14 protein-coding genes are annotated in these 12,801 nt (G+C 56.5%); 5 read left to right on the top strand and 9 right to left on the bottom strand.

The window, feature by feature from the left end; translation table 11 throughout:
• Positions 1-6: 6 nt before the first annotated feature.
• The 6 genes from FY156_18200 to pcaD all read right to left on the bottom strand — a co-directional run bounded on the left by FY156_18200 (position 7) and on the right by pcaD (position 4,696).
• Entirely contained in the window at positions 7-675 is a 669-nt protein-coding gene (locus tag FY156_18200) for an amino acid ABC transporter permease (protein ID UXS03490.1), read from the bottom strand.
• Positions 676-1,041: 366 nt separating this feature from the next.
• Positions 1,042-2,103: a 3-carboxy-cis,cis-muconate cycloisomerase gene (locus FY156_18195; protein UXS03489.1), complete on the bottom strand. Its 1,062-nt coding sequence runs from the start codon at positions 2,101-2,103 to the stop codon at positions 1,042-1,044.
• Between the two features lie 21 nt (positions 2,104-2,124).
• Positions 2,125-2,745 carry a protocatechuate 3,4-dioxygenase subunit alpha gene (pcaG, locus tag FY156_18190; protein ID UXS03488.1) on the bottom strand — a complete coding sequence of 207 codons (621 nt, stop codon included), beginning with the start codon at positions 2,743-2,745 and terminating at the stop codon, positions 2,125-2,127.
• Positions 2,746-2,747: 2 nt separating this feature from the next.
• Complete coding sequence (gene pcaH / locus FY156_18185; GenBank protein ID UXS03487.1) at positions 2,748-3,488, bottom strand: protocatechuate 3,4-dioxygenase subunit beta; 741 nt, start codon at positions 3,486-3,488, stop codon at positions 2,748-2,750.
• A complete protein-coding gene (gene pcaC, locus FY156_18180; protein UXS03486.1) occupies positions 3,485-3,895 on the bottom strand; it encodes a 4-carboxymuconolactone decarboxylase in 411 nt (136 codons plus the stop codon). Before pcaC ends, pcaH begins: the two co-directional genes overlap by 4 nt.
• A gap of 3 nt (positions 3,896-3,898) precedes the next feature.
• Positions 3,899-4,696 carry a 3-oxoadipate enol-lactonase gene (gene pcaD / locus FY156_18175; protein UXS03485.1) on the bottom strand — a complete coding sequence of 266 codons (798 nt, stop codon included), beginning with the start codon at positions 4,694-4,696 and terminating at the stop codon, positions 3,899-3,901.
• Between the two features lie 92 nt (positions 4,697-4,788).
• Here pcaD and pcaQ point away from each other — a divergent pair, with 92 nt between their 5' ends.
• The gene (gene pcaQ / locus FY156_18170; protein ID UXS05141.1) at positions 4,789-5,739 is read left to right on the top strand and encodes a pca operon transcription factor PcaQ; all 951 of its coding nucleotides are present in this window, start codon (positions 4,789-4,791) and stop codon (positions 5,737-5,739) included.
• Here the strand turns inward: pcaQ and pobA are convergent.
• On the bottom strand, positions 5,718-6,890 hold the full coding sequence (pobA, locus tag FY156_18165) for a 4-hydroxybenzoate 3-monooxygenase (GenBank protein ID UXS03484.1): 1,173 nt from the start codon (positions 6,888-6,890) through the stop codon (positions 5,718-5,720). The two genes, pcaQ and pobA, sit on opposite strands and share 22 nt — an antisense overlap.
• 116 nt (positions 6,891-7,006) lie before the next feature.
• On the opposite strand from pobA, the gene FY156_18160 reads away from it, so the two are divergent.
• On the top strand, positions 7,007-7,912 hold the full coding sequence (locus FY156_18160) for a helix-turn-helix domain-containing protein (protein UXS03483.1): 906 nt from the start codon (positions 7,007-7,009) through the stop codon (positions 7,910-7,912).
• A 22-nt stretch (positions 7,913-7,934) separates the two neighbouring features.
• On the opposite strand, the gene FY156_18155 is transcribed toward FY156_18160, so the two are convergent.
• Positions 7,935-8,201, bottom strand: a complete 267-nt coding sequence (locus tag FY156_18155) for an acyl carrier protein (protein UXS03482.1) — start codon at positions 8,199-8,201, stop codon at positions 7,935-7,937.
• Positions 8,202-8,543: 342 nt separating this feature from the next.
• On the opposite strand from FY156_18155, the gene FY156_18150 reads away from it, so the two are divergent.
• Positions 8,544-9,011, top strand: coding sequence for a BA14K family protein (locus FY156_18150; protein UXS03481.1), 468 nt, complete (start codon positions 8,544-8,546; stop codon positions 9,009-9,011).
• 42 nt (positions 9,012-9,053) lie between these two features.
• Here the strand turns inward: FY156_18150 and FY156_18145 are convergent, their stop codons facing one another.
• On the bottom strand, positions 9,054-10,139 hold the full coding sequence (locus tag FY156_18145) for a LacI family transcriptional regulator (GenBank protein ID UXS03480.1): 1,086 nt from the start codon (positions 10,137-10,139) through the stop codon (positions 9,054-9,056).
• A 228-nt stretch (positions 10,140-10,367) separates the two neighbouring features.
• On the opposite strand from FY156_18145, the gene FY156_18140 reads away from it, so the two are divergent.
• Complete coding sequence (locus FY156_18140) at positions 10,368-11,207, top strand: amino acid ABC transporter substrate-binding protein (GenBank protein ID UXS03479.1); 840 nt, start codon at positions 10,368-10,370, stop codon at positions 11,205-11,207.
• Positions 11,208-11,270: 63 nt separating this feature from the next.
• Entirely contained in the window at positions 11,271-12,779 is a 1,509-nt protein-coding gene (locus FY156_18135; GenBank protein ID UXS03478.1) for an amino acid ABC transporter permease/ATP-binding protein, read from the top strand.
• Positions 12,780-12,801 lie beyond the last annotated feature (22 nt).

Below are 12,801 nucleotides of genomic sequence, written 5' to 3'. Positions count from 1 at the left end.
GTCGCCTCACTTGACCGGATAGCTGAAGGAAATGCGGGAGATGAGGCCGAAGACACCCATCATCAGCGACGAAATCACCAGATAAAGCAGCGTGATCGAGAAATAGACTTCAAATGAACGGAAGGTGTCAGCCTCTATCTTTTGCGCGACGGACGTCAATTCGTAAGCCGCAATCGACGTACAGACAGATGTCGTCAAAGTCAGCATGATGAAATGGCTTGTGAGCGAGGGATAAACCGCCCGCAATGCCGGCTTGATGATGATGTGCCGGAAGATCTGCGAGCGGTGCAGGCCAAGTGCCAGTCCGGCCTCCACCTGACCCTTCGGTATGGAATCGACGCCGCCGCGAATGATTTCGATGGCATAAGCTCCACCGTTCAAGGCGAGCGCGATGATCGCGGTGACAGTCGGGTTTAGCTTGATGCCAATCTGCGGGAGGGCGAAGAAAATGAAGAAGATCTGCACGAGAAATGGGGTGTTGCGGATCGCTTCGACAAAGCCGATGACAATGCCACGCAAAAGCTTGAAACGAGACCTGCGCGCGATGACACCTAAGACACCGATAACGGTGGCAAGGGACATGCCGGCGATTGCAAGGCCGATCGTCGCCAAGCACGCGACCAGCAACTCAGGCAGGCGTTCGTAAACCGCCGAAAAATCGAGACTGTATGACATTCTTCCTCCAACCCGTCCGGTGCGGACCAGTGCCTGGGGCTCTGTCCACCGCGCTTTGAGACTTTCGGTCCCAAACTCCTCCATCCGGTATTTTGTCTCGCCTGAAGCGCAGTCTCCTCTCGCGCATTCTGGCTCTGTTAAGTTTGTTTGTACCAGTTAGTTCATTTTTATGTCAAGCATTTCGATTGTTGAAAAACCCTGATCTTCACGATTTTTCTGTTTTACTGCGATCAGTAAAAGATGCGTTATTTCAATGTGTAACGACGATAAAAGCAGACGGTTTCTCGATGCACGAGGCGACCGTCGCGTGATGCGCTTTAAATGTGCCAGCAGGTGTCTTTCGTCAAAAGCTTGCGGGCATTTTCGTCAGCTTTTGGTGCTACCCAGCTTGTCGATCTGAGCGACAAGCCGCTCGGCAACAAGCAATGCGTTTCCGGTTGCTGTGACCATTTGCGGCAGGACCAACCATTCCAGCATCCAGCCCGCCCCGGATCGTTCCTGCTCATGAACGAGCGACTGATGCAGGGCCGAAAGCTGCACCGCGTTATATCGTGCGAGCGTCACAAGAGTTTCGGCTGAAACGGGATTTTGTTTATGCGGCATGGCAGAGGAGCCGCCACCACCGGACAGACGAATTTCCCCACCCAGTTCAGCCAGAAGGGCGATGTCCTGTCCAATCTTACCGAGGCTCCCGGTTGTCAGTGCAAGCAGGTTGCCAAATTCAGCAATCCCGTCACGCTGGCTATGCCATTGCGGCTTGTCGGTGAGGCCGAGCCGCGTCGCTAGGATGGCGCGCACGGTTTCAGCCTTGTCTCCGAGCTTTTCGAGCGTGCCGGCAGCACCACCGAACTGAACCGCAAAACCATTTTGCGCGTAGGTCTCCAGCCTGAAAAGATGACGCTCCAGTGGTTCAGCCCAGCTCCGCACGCGGTCCGCGACGGTGATGGGTATTGCCGCTTGCATTCGCGTATATCCCATTAGCCTTTCTTTGCCGTCACGCGATGACAGGGCATCCAGGCCATCGGCAAGGCGCCCCAGCCGTGAAACGATAATTTCTGACGCCGCTTTCAGCCGAAGCATCAGGCTGGTGTCGATCACGTCCTGGCTGGTCGCGCCATAATGAACTTTATCTGCCGCCGGCCCACCGACTGCCGATCGCAACTGCCGAACCAGTTCGGGCAGGACAACGCCATCTTTTGCAACGCCGTCCCGAAGGGCTGTCATGTCTGCGGAGAATGCAGACAGACCGGTGACGATCGTTGCCGCTGCATCTGCTGGAATGATACCGGCCTCCGCCTCTGCTTCAGCAAGTGCGACTTCGAAGCGCAACATCGCGTCGATATCGGCTCTCGCAGAAAACAGCTCGATAATTTCGCTGTCTCCGAAAAGGCCGGATAAAAACGGATGTTCGAAAGGCAGAAGGCTCATGTCTGGTTCCGGTATGTCTGGTCAGATATCGAAGAACACGGTCTCGCCTTCGCCCTGCAGGCGAATGTCGAAACGATAGGTGTTCCCTTCTTCCCTGGTGGCGATCAGCGTTGCAAGCCGGCTTTTATGCTCGACGCGGGCAAGCACCGGATCAGCGGCATTGGCTTCCTGCTCCTCCGGGAAATACATGCGGGTATGCAGTCCGATATTGATGCCGCGCGCAACAATCCAGAACGTGATGTGCGGTGCCATCATGCGGCCGCCCTTGAAGGGGACAGGGCCTGGTTTGATGGTTTCGAACACGAACTCGCCGGTGTCCATGTCGCCCGGCGAGCGCCCGAAGCCTATGAAGTTGGGATCGGCGGCACCACGCGTTTCGCTCGGGCTGTTGTAGAGCCCGTTCGAATCCGCCTGCCAGATTTCGATCAAGGCATCCTTGAGCGCATTGCCGCCGCCATCGTAGACCGTGCCGCGCACGGTGATGCGTTGGCCAAGGGCATTGTCGTTATAGAGCGCGCCCGAGCCAAGATCTTTTTCGAAGATGCCTTCGATACCCACGAAGTTCGGTGTGCAACCGATGTGTACGTAGGGGCCTGCCGTCTGCGAGGAGGTTTCTTTGAAGTAGTTGAGCGGCTGAACCATGGTCAGTTACCCTCCATACGGTTCTCGAACACTGTCGAACGGCGACCGCGCAGCACGATATCGAATTTGTAGGCACGCATGTCCATCGGGATGGTGGAATTCATGTCGAGTGGTGCAATCAATCGCCTGATCGCGTCTTCGTCAGGAATGGTTTTGACGATGGGACAATTCCAGATCATCGGATCGCCCTCGAAATACATCTGTGTGATCAGACGCTGTGAAAAACCGTGGCCGAAGACCGAGAAATGGATATGGGCTGGTCGCCAGTCGTTCACGCCGTTTGGCCAGGGATAAGCACCGGGCTGGATCGTCTTGAACCAATAATAGCCATTCTCGTCAGTAATCGTGCGGCCAACACCGCCAAAATTCGGATCGATTGCCGCAAGATAGGTTTCCTTCTTGTGACGGTAACGTCCACCTGCGTTGGCCTGCCAAAATTCGACAAGCGCCCCTTCGACGCCACGGCCTCGTTCATCGATAACCCGGCCGTGAACAAGAATACGAGGGCCGATCGGCATTTCGCCGGGCCGCGCATAGTTGAGGATGAGGTCGTTATCCAGTTCATTCAGCATGTTATGGCCGAAAACTGGTCCGGTGATTTCGCTTTTTGTGCCATCCAGCGAAATAAGCGCGCGCTGTGGTGACCGCAGGATCGAGGTCTTGTAGCCCGGTGCAAAAGCTGGTGGATGGATGTCTCGGTCACGTGCGAAGAACGGCCCAGTTTCGGGCGGTGTGTTGCTCATTTCGTCTCCTCCTCACGAGAACTATCGGCGCGCATGCTTGCCAGCGCAAGCTTGGCGATCTTGAAGGCGTGGTTTGCGGCAGGAACCCCGGCATAGATTGCAACATGCAACAACGCCTCGCGAATGTCTTCGTCTGTCGCGCCGGTATTGACGGTTGCGCGCACATGCATTGCAAGTTCTTCATCCTGTCCAAGCGCTGCTAGCAGAGCGATGGTGACCATCGAACGCTCACGCTTTGTCCAATGGTTGCCAGACCACACGGTTCCCCAAGCGGACTCTGTAATAAGCTGTTGGAAAGGTCGGTCGAACGGGGTGGTCACAGCTTCAGCGCGATCGACATGGGCATCGCCCAGAACCGAGCGACGCGTTTTCATGCCGCGTTCAAATCTGTCTTTATTTTCAGCCATCGATCAGGCCTCCGGCAAGGTATTGAGAAAATCACTGACGGCTTTTGCATAAGCCGCCGGTTGCTCAAGGCAGGGAATGTGGCCGCATTGCTCAATGGTGGTGGAGCGTGCACCAGGTATCAGGCTTGCGAGCGTCTCTATCAGCTCAGGCGGCGTCGAACCGTCGCCATCGCCCGCGACGCAGAGTGTCGGGACCGAGATGCGGCGAGTGGCTTCGGTATAGTCCGCGTCGCGAATTGCGGCACAGGTGCCGCTGTAGCCTTCTGCCGGCTGGCGGGCCAACATGTTGCGTGCGCCGGCGTAAATCACGTTCGACGGATCGCGGAATGGCGGTGTGAACCAGCGCTCCATGACCGGGTCGATCAGAGATGATAGGCCATCGGCGGAGATCTTTTCGATGCGGCCGTTCCACATGTCGGCTGTGCCGATTTTGTGGGCCGTGTTGCTGAGCACGAGTGCCTGCACCAAATCGGGGCGGCGGGTGTAAAGGCCCTGCGCGATCAGGCCACCAACGGATAGACCCCAAATGATCGCCTTCTTGACGCCGAGATGATCGAGCAACGCGATCAGGTCATCGACGTGATCGTCGATCGAGTAGGGCGTAGCGCCAATATCGGACAAACCATGTCCGCGCTTGTCGTGCAGCACAAAGGCGTAGTTTTCGCCAAGCGCATCAATGACGGGCTGCCAGATGCGAAAGTCTGTTCCAAGCGAATTGATAAAGGCGATGACTGGCTTTCCGCTGCCAAGTCCAGTGGCGCGGAAGTGGATTGCGTTGTCGCCAGAACGCAGAAAATTCATGATGACTCCTCCTGCCGGCGATATTGCAAGTGCCATACGGTTAAGTAAAATGAGTTTATTGATGAAAATGATAACCTATGGATTATGGATCGATGGTCGATCAGCGCATAAAGTTCCGACATTTGCAGACCTTCGTGGAGGTTGCGCGCCAGAAAAGCGTCATCAGAGCGTCGGAAATTCTCCATGTGAGCCAGCCGGCGGTCACCAAAACCATCCGTGAACTGGAAGAAATCCTCGGTGTATCACTGTTTGATCGCGAAGGGCGCGGTATCAGAATAAGCCGTTACGGAGAGATATTTCTGCGGCATGCAGGCGCGACGATGACCGCGCTCAGGCAGGCTGTCGATTCCGTTTCGCAGGAAGCTGGACGAGCAGGCCCCCCGGTCAGGATAGGAGCCCTGCCAACCGTTTCGGTCAGGATCATGCCAAAGGCGATGGACGGTTTTCTCGCGGAAAAAACCGGAAGTCCCGTCAAGATCGTCACCGGAGAAAACGCTGTCCTGCTGGAACAGCTAAGGGTCGGGGATCTCGATCTCGTTGTCGGTCGTCTGGCTGCGCCGGAAAAAATGGCCGGTTTTTCCTTTGAACACCTTTACTCGGAAAAGGTCCGTTTCGTCGTCCGTGCAGACCATCCGCTTCTTGATGAAGGCGTCTCCGTTTTCGAGCGCCTGCACGAGTTTCCGGTGCTCATGCCGACGCGGCAATCGGTGATTGGTCCTGTTGTCGAGCAATTCCTGATCGCCAATGGCGTCTCCGCATTGCCCATCCGCATCGAAACGGTTTCCGATGCATTTGGACGCGCCTATCTGAGAACCAGTGATGCCGTCTGGATCATTTCCGAAGGCGTTGTCGCAGCGGATATCGCCGATGGGATTCTGGCGATCCTGCCCGTGGATACCGGCGATACCAGCGGCCCCGTTGGACTGACTGTGCGTGCAGATACCCAACCGTCATTGCCGCTGGCATTGCTCATGCAGGCCATTCGTGAGACGGCGAATGACCTACTTTCCGAACCCGTCGGTCAGAACGGCAGGCCGACGTAATTCTCCGCGAGCGACGTAGAAGCAGCACGCGAATGCGTCAGATAGTCGAGTTCGGCCTCCTGAATGCGTTGCCCGAAATCTCCTGTTTCAGGGAACCGGTGCATCATCGTTGTCATCCACCAGGAGAAGCGCACCGCTTTCCAGACGCGGGCGAGTGCTTTTTGGGAATAGGCGTCGATGCCTGCTTCTGACTGTTCATTGTAAAATTCGATCAATGCCTCACTCAGGTAGTGGACATCGCTTGCCGCGAGGTTCAGACCCTTGGCCCCGGTTGGTGGCACGATGTGCGCGGCATCTCCTGCCAGGAAGAGACGGCCAAAGCGCATCGGCTCCGAAACGAAGGAACGCAAAGGAGCGATCGACTTTTCGAAGGAGGCGCCAGTCGTCATGGCTTGCGCATGTTCCTCGGGAAGTCGGGTGCGTATCTCGTCCCAGAAGCGTTGATCGCTCCAGTCCTCAACCTTGTCGTCCAGCGAGCACTGAATGTAATATCGGCTGCGTGTTTCAGAGCGCATGGAACAGAGTGCAAAGCCGCGCGGGTGGTTGGCATAGATCAGTTCATGACTGACTGGCGGTACATCGGCCAGAATGCCGAGCCAGCCAAACGGGTAAACACGCTCGAATTCCTGGATGGCCTTTTGCGGGACCGACTTGCGGCTGACACCGTGAAAGCCATCGCATCCCGCGATGAAATCGCAATCAATGCGGTGCGTTAAGCCATCTTTTTCATAGGTAACATAGGGACTTTCGCCATCGAAATCGTGGGGGATGACGTTTGATGCGTCATAGATTGTGGTCGCGCCGGCGCTCTCGCGCGCATCCATGAGATCATGTGTGACCTCTGTCTGGCCATAGACCATGACGCGTTTGCCGCCCGTCAGATCGAAGAGATCGATGCGGTGGTCACGGCCATCGAAAGCCAGAGAAAATCCGTCATGCGGCAAGCCCTCCCGGTGCAGTCGTCCCGCGGCGTCGACCTTCTCGAGCAGTTGGACTGAGCCCTCTTCCAGGACGCCGGCGCGAACGCGGCCAAGAATATAGTCCTTGCTGACGCGATCCAGAATAATGTTGTCGATGCCGGACTTCGCCAGCAACTGGCCGAGCAAAAGGCCCGACGGGCCAGAGCCGATAATGACGACCTGCGTGCGCATTCTTTCCTCCCGAAATTGTCTCCGGTCAAGAAATTGCCGTTGCCAAAGCAGGTTCTCAATGGACTTTTCGGCGCAATAATTGCACAATCCGACCATCGGAGGGGAGGCCGAATTGAATGCGTGCTGCGATGGGAGATAGACTTTACGGGGAGGAGCCGGCACCAGACAGCGAGTTTCGGTTTCATTGCGAAACGCTTTATTCGAGAAGCAGCCTGCACCGGTTCGAGATCGGTTCGCACCGGCATGCAGGGTTTCTGCAGATACTCTTTATCTCCGGCGGTGAAGGCGATGCCGTGTTCGAGGGGCGGGTCGAGCCGATCAATCCGCCGGTCGCGATTGTCGTCCCACCGGGGTTCGAGCACGGTTTCAGATTTTCGCGAACGATTGAAGGCGTGATCGTTACGGTTTTACCGGGAGCGCTTTCGACCTCTACGCAAGCCGTGCTGCGCCGAAATTTCGCAAGCCCCAAGCTCATGGCTTTGAAAGACATCCCAGAGCTTGATTTGCTTCAGTCAGCCTTCCAAACCATTTCAAGAGAGTACATCGCGCATGAGGCGGGCTGGGACGCGATGATCGAAGGGCAGCTCGCTGTCGTTGCGACCTGGCTTGCCAGGATTGCCCGTCCGATCAGCCTGGAGAGGGGAGACGGTGTCACGGAAAAGCGCTTCGACCTTCTCCTTTCATTGATTGCTCGGCATGTACGCGAACCTCGTCAGGCTGCCTTTTATGCGGAAAGGCTTGGCCTTTCTCAAACGCATCTCAACCGGCTTGTCAGAAACGCATGCGGCTTGAGCCTGCAACGGCTTGTTGCCAGGCGACAACTCGAAGTCGCCAAGCAGGAACTGATATTTACAGCCTCGACAGTAAGGATGATTGGCGAGGGCTTGGGTTTTGCCGATCCGGCCTACTTCAATCGGTTCTTCAGGCGCGAGACTGGTATGTCGCCTCAAGCCTGGCGCCTGGCTGAGCAGCAGAAAATGGCGGTCTCGGCCAAGGCTTTAGAAACCAATCTGACGCCGTAAATCGTGAGTTTCAGTCGACCGTTCAGCCTTTGGCCGTCTCTATGAAACGGATGGCATCGCCGACAGTGATGATCTTGTCTGCCGCCTTATCCGGGATTTCGAGATTGAACGCCTCTTCGATTTCCATGACGATCTGTACGACTTCAAGGGAATCGGCATTCAGATCGTCGGAAAAACTCGCCTCGTTGGTGACTTTGTCGGCGTCCACCCCGAGTTGCTCTACGATGATCTGCGTCACGCGGGCCGCAACGTCGTAGTTTGCAGGTTCAATTTGGTTCGGAACATTCATTATCGTCACCTCAGTTCTAATCTTGCCTCCCGGTGTCGCATGATGCCCACCGATAGAAGGCGAAAATACCAATTGCCAGAAAAACGAGGATTATAAGGCTACCAAAGGTCGACATTGCATTCTCGATTTAACAGATCAAGACGTCACACTAGGCTTCGGACATCGAGTACGGCAACGATGATTTGGTAATGTATTGTATATCAAAAAATGCGTGGCGGCAGTTTCCGTATCTGAAACTTGCCGGTTTTTTATAAGTTGTTTCCCGCCCGAAATCGCCACTCTCCCGCCACGAATACCCTCGTTTTCTTCCGCTTCTTAGCCGACCGAAAAAAGGAGAATGGAATGAAACAATTTGGCAGGAAAGCCAGCCTGGTGTTGGCCGCCATGGGCACCGCGACATTTGTGATGACGCCGCCTGCGATGGCTGCGCCTTTTGATCTGTTGCATGGGGTTGAAATCCTGGTCGCGCAAAACGCGCCCGGGGAGTGGAACGGTTACCATGGCCTCCGTGAGGGACGTGACGGTTACAGACGTGGGCCCGACGGATGGTGGTATCCTTTGGCTGCCTTTGCGGCCGGCGCGATCGTCGGCGGAGCCGTCGCCGGTAACGCGCAGGAAATGCCGCCGCCCCCAGACAATGGAAATCCGCCTCCACCGCCGCCGCCGGGAGCAAAGCATATGCACGAGCGGGCGCTTTCCCCGGATCATTATGCATGGTGCGCGAAAAGATACAGGAGTTACCGGGCTGCGGACAATTCCTACGTGCCGCATGCCGGTGTGCGCGCACAATGCCTGTCGCCTTTCAACTGATTGCTCATAGAAGCAGGCCCCGGCACGATCGCCGGGGCGGCTTCACGAAGAAACGGATGTTCCCAAGGGGCTCGCAATCGAGGCACGCTGGATCACCTCTGTTTCCAGCACCACGCGTCGGGCTGCGGCATCAAATCCGCTAAGGCGTTCGACAAGCAGCTTTGCCGCCATCTCACCAAGCCGGTAGACAGGTTGGCGTACCACTGTGACAGGCGGAGAGGTGACCGCTGTCCAATCGGCGTCATGAAAGGAAATGAGAGAAAGATCGTCGGGGATCGAAAGGCCTATTGCTCTTGCCGTCTTGAACACTTCAAGTCCAATAACACTGTCTGATGCAATGATCGCAGTCGGACGATCCTTCGCTTCAAGCATCGCCCTTGCAATCTCGCTGGCAAGTTCAGGCGTCGATGCGCCCATCTGAACAGTCGTTTCGCTTTTGCTGAAGCCTGCCTCGTGACAGATGTCGAGGTAACCCTCAACGCGGCGACGGACCGATCCGGTGTTGATGTCGCCTGGTGAGCGGAACTTATGGTCAGGCGTGTCACAGGCGGTCAGATAGGCGATGCGCCGATGGCCAAGGGCGATCAGCTGGCGTGTGACGCCTTCTGCAGCATTCCGATCATCGGCGATAACGGTATCGACCTCGAAGGCCTCTACTCCCCGATCAAGCAAGGCGAGAGGGCGTCCTGAACGGGCAACCTCCCGCAAGTGCTCGACGTCGCTTTCCTTGGCGGGTGAAACAATCAGGCCATCGACGCGCTTTGCGAGCAGGGTGCGGATCGCCTCTTTTTCCGCGCTGACGTCCTCTCCTGAATTGATGAGGATAACCGTGAAGCCGGCTTGGCGGGCGACATCTGCGATGCCGCGCATGGCGAGGCTGAAGAACGGGTTCTCGATATCCCCGACGACAACACCGATCGTGCCCGAGCGTCCTGTCGTCATGCTGCGGGCAAGTTCATTGGGACGGTAGTCCAGCGCGCGGGCGGCTTCCGTGACGATCTCGCGAACACGTTCGCTGACGGTTCCGTATCCGCCCAGGACGCGCGCCGCCGTCGCTTTCGAGACGCCTGCCTTGCGGGCGACATCGGCGACGGTCACGGAGCTGTTTTGGGGCGAATTCGGTTCCATGAAACAAGCCTTACAAGAGATATTGACGAGTAGCAAATGCGAAGATAACAATTGACTGAAATCAAAGAGACCGGTCTCAATCAATAAAGAGACCGGTCTCATGATGAAATTTCTAATTAATCGGCATGTGATCACATGGTCCGGACGCGAGCTGCAATGTCTTCGTCCGGGTGGGACCCGTGTGTCTTCAAAAATCGCAAAACGTTACCACCAGAGGAGAATGAACCAATGACATTTTCACAAGCAATAACGTCGCCTTTCACCAGAGTTCGTGCAGCCATTCTGGGACTTGCCGTTGGTCTTTCGGCCTCGGTCAGTGCCATCCCGGCCTATGCTGCAGAAAATCCCTATGGCCTGATCGACGCAGGTACAATCAGCGTTGGCACGATGGGCGACGCCAAGCCTTATGCCTTCACCACCGCAGACGGCAGTTTTACCGGTTTTGATATCGAGCTCTTCCTCAATATCGCCGAGCGTCTCGGTTTCAAGAAAGATCAGGTCATCTTTACCGGCCAGGAGTTTGCCGCTCTCATGCCGTCAGTTGCAAACAGCCGCTTTGATGTTGCCGCTGCCGCAATCGGAACGACCGCCAAGCGCAAGGAGACTGTGGACTTTTCTGATGGTTACCTCGCCGGTTATCTCACTGTGCTGACACCGGAGGCAAGCATCAAGGATGCAGCCGGCCTCAAGGGTAAGCGCCTTGGTGTCGTGCAGGGGACCCTGCAGGAAATCTATGCCCAGAAGAACTTCGCCGATGCTGATCTCGTAAAATTCCCCGATAACAACACGGCCGTGTCGGCCCTCAACAATGGCACGATCGACGCCCACTTCCTCGATTACGAGGCAGCGAAGGATTACTCCGGCCGTTACCCGGCACTCAAGATTGCTGTCAATGTTCCAAGCTTCGATGCGCCTGCCGGCTTCGTCATTCGAAAGGGCAACGATGCGTTGCGCGACGCGCTGAACAAGGAACTGCATGCCGCAATGCAGGACGGCACCTGGAAGAAGCTGCACGAGAAGTGGTTCCCGGGTACGCCGATGCCAGAAGCTTATCTTCCCAAGCAGTGATGCCACCTCCCGGTCCGGCTCCCCGGGGTCGGACCGGCTTTTCTTCATGCAGGGGAATATCAGATGAACTGGCTCGAGAACTTACGTCGCAGCTTCCTTGACTGGAATGCTATGGCAGAAGTCCTGCCGACCATGATTACGGTTGGATTGAAGAATACGCTGATCCTGGCTGCCGCATCGACGGTGCTCGGTGTCGTGATCGGCATGATACTCGCTATCATGGGCATATCGCGCTCTGCGTGGCTGCGTATACCTGCCCGTATCTACACGGATATCTTTCGCGGGCTTCCAGCCATTGTTACCATTCTATTGATCGGTCAGGGATTTGCCCGCCTAGGGCGTGAATTGTTCGGTCCATCGCCTTACCCGCTTGGCATCCTTGCGCTCAGCCTGATTGCTGGCGCCTACATTGGCGAGATTTTCCGGTCTGGCATCCAGAGCGTCGAGCGCGGGCAGATGGAGGCTTGCCGGGCGCTCAGCATGAGCTACGGGCAGGGGATGCGGCTGATCGTGGTGCCGCAGGGTGTGCGCCGAGTGCTGCCGGCACTGGTCAACCAGTTTATCGGCAATGTGAAAGATTCCAGCCTTGTCTATTTTCTGGGGCTATTGGCGTCGGAACGGGAAATCTTCCGTGTTGGCCAGGACCAGGCTGTCGTAACCGGCAACCTGTCACCACTCTTGCTCGCGGGCATCTTTTATCTCGTCGTTACCGTTCCGCTGACACATGTCGTCAACGCGATCGACTTTCGTCTTCGGGTCGGTAAACAACGCCCAACAGCGATCACCAGCGGTCTTGAAGAGGTCAGTGAACTCGACGGCGCCTCCCGCTCCACCCAATCGTCGTTCACGGGCGGTAGTGTGGATGTTCGCCAGCTCGGTATGGCCTATGGTGACCTCGATGTCCTGAAAGGCGTCGATCTACAGGTCAAAGCCGGAAGTGTCACATGCATCATTGGACCGTCCGGTTCTGGAAAGTCGACGCTGCTGCGCTGCCTTAACCGTCTGGTCGAGCCGAAAAGCGGCGACATCCTCGTTGACGGGCAGAGCATTCTTGCGATGAAGCCTGAACGATTGCGCCGTCGCGTCGGTATGGTTTTCCAGCATTTCAATCTCTTTCCCGATCACACAGCGCTTGAAAACGTCATGTTGTCGCTCACGAAGATCAAGGGCATGTCCAAGGCAGAGGCCGAGCGTATCGCCAAGGCACGCCTTGCCGATGTCGGTCTGGCGAGCCGTCAGCACCATCGGCCAGGTGGTCTTTCTGGTGGTCAGCAGCAACGCGTGGCAATTGCCCGTGCCTTGGCGATGGAGCCGGAAGTCATCCTGTTCGATGAGGTGACAAGTGCTCTCGATCCGGAACTGGTGAAGGGTGTCCTCAACCTCATGGCCGACCTTGGAAAACAGGGCATGACGATGATCGTCGTGACCCATGAAATGGGCTTCGCCCGGCGTGTGGCGGACCAGGTTGTGTTCATGGATGAGGGGCGTGTTGTCGAGGCAGGAACGCCCGAAGCAATTTTTGATCATCCGCAAAGCCCGCGCCTTCAGCGCTTCCTTGCGGAAGTGCTGTGAGATCGGCGCGCAGGAGAAGACA

It is taken from the genome of Agrobacterium tumefaciens, assembly GCA_025559845.1.
Taxonomy (GTDB): Bacteria; Pseudomonadota; Alphaproteobacteria; order Rhizobiales; family Rhizobiaceae; genus Agrobacterium.
Note: the sequence above shows the minus strand (reverse complement) of the source record. Positions and strands in the feature narration are given on the sequence as shown.

Coding starts and splice junctions, on each gene's coding strand:
- FY156_18150 (UXS03481.1), top strand. CDS start 8,544: ATGAAACAATTTGGCAGGAAAGCCAGCCTGGTGTTGGCCGCCATGGGC.
- FY156_18195 (UXS03489.1), bottom strand. CDS start 2,103: ATGAGCCTTCTGCCTTTCGAACATCCGTTTTTATCCGGCCTTTTCGGA.
- pcaG (UXS03488.1), bottom strand. CDS start 2,745: ATGGTTCAGCCGCTCAACTACTTCAAAGAAACCTCCTCGCAGACGGCA.
- FY156_18135 (UXS03478.1), top strand. CDS start 11,271: ATGAACTGGCTCGAGAACTTACGTCGCAGCTTCCTTGACTGGAATGCT.
- FY156_18140 (UXS03479.1), top strand. CDS start 10,368: ATGACATTTTCACAAGCAATAACGTCGCCTTTCACCAGAGTTCGTGCA.
- pcaQ (UXS05141.1), top strand. CDS start 4,789: ATGGTCGATCAGCGCATAAAGTTCCGACATTTGCAGACCTTCGTGGAG.
- pcaC (UXS03486.1), bottom strand. CDS start 3,895: ATGGCTGAAAATAAAGACAGATTTGAACGCGGCATGAAAACGCGTCGC.
- FY156_18145 (UXS03480.1), bottom strand. CDS start 10,139: ATGGAACCGAATTCGCCCCAAAACAGCTCCGTGACCGTCGCCGATGTC.
- FY156_18155 (UXS03482.1), bottom strand. CDS start 8,201: ATGAATGTTCCGAACCAAATTGAACCTGCAAACTACGACGTTGCGGCC.
- FY156_18160 (UXS03483.1), top strand. CDS start 7,007: ATGCGTGCTGCGATGGGAGATAGACTTTACGGGGAGGAGCCGGCACCA.
- pcaD (UXS03485.1), bottom strand. CDS start 4,696: ATGAATTTTCTGCGTTCTGGCGACAACGCAATCCACTTCCGCGCCACT.
- pobA (UXS03484.1), bottom strand. CDS start 6,890: ATGCGCACGCAGGTCGTCATTATCGGCTCTGGCCCGTCGGGCCTTTTG.
- pcaH (UXS03487.1), bottom strand. CDS start 3,488: ATGAGCAACACACCGCCCGAAACTGGGCCGTTCTTCGCACGTGACCGA.
- FY156_18200 (UXS03490.1), bottom strand. CDS start 675: ATGTCATACAGTCTCGATTTTTCGGCGGTTTACGAACGCCTGCCTGAG.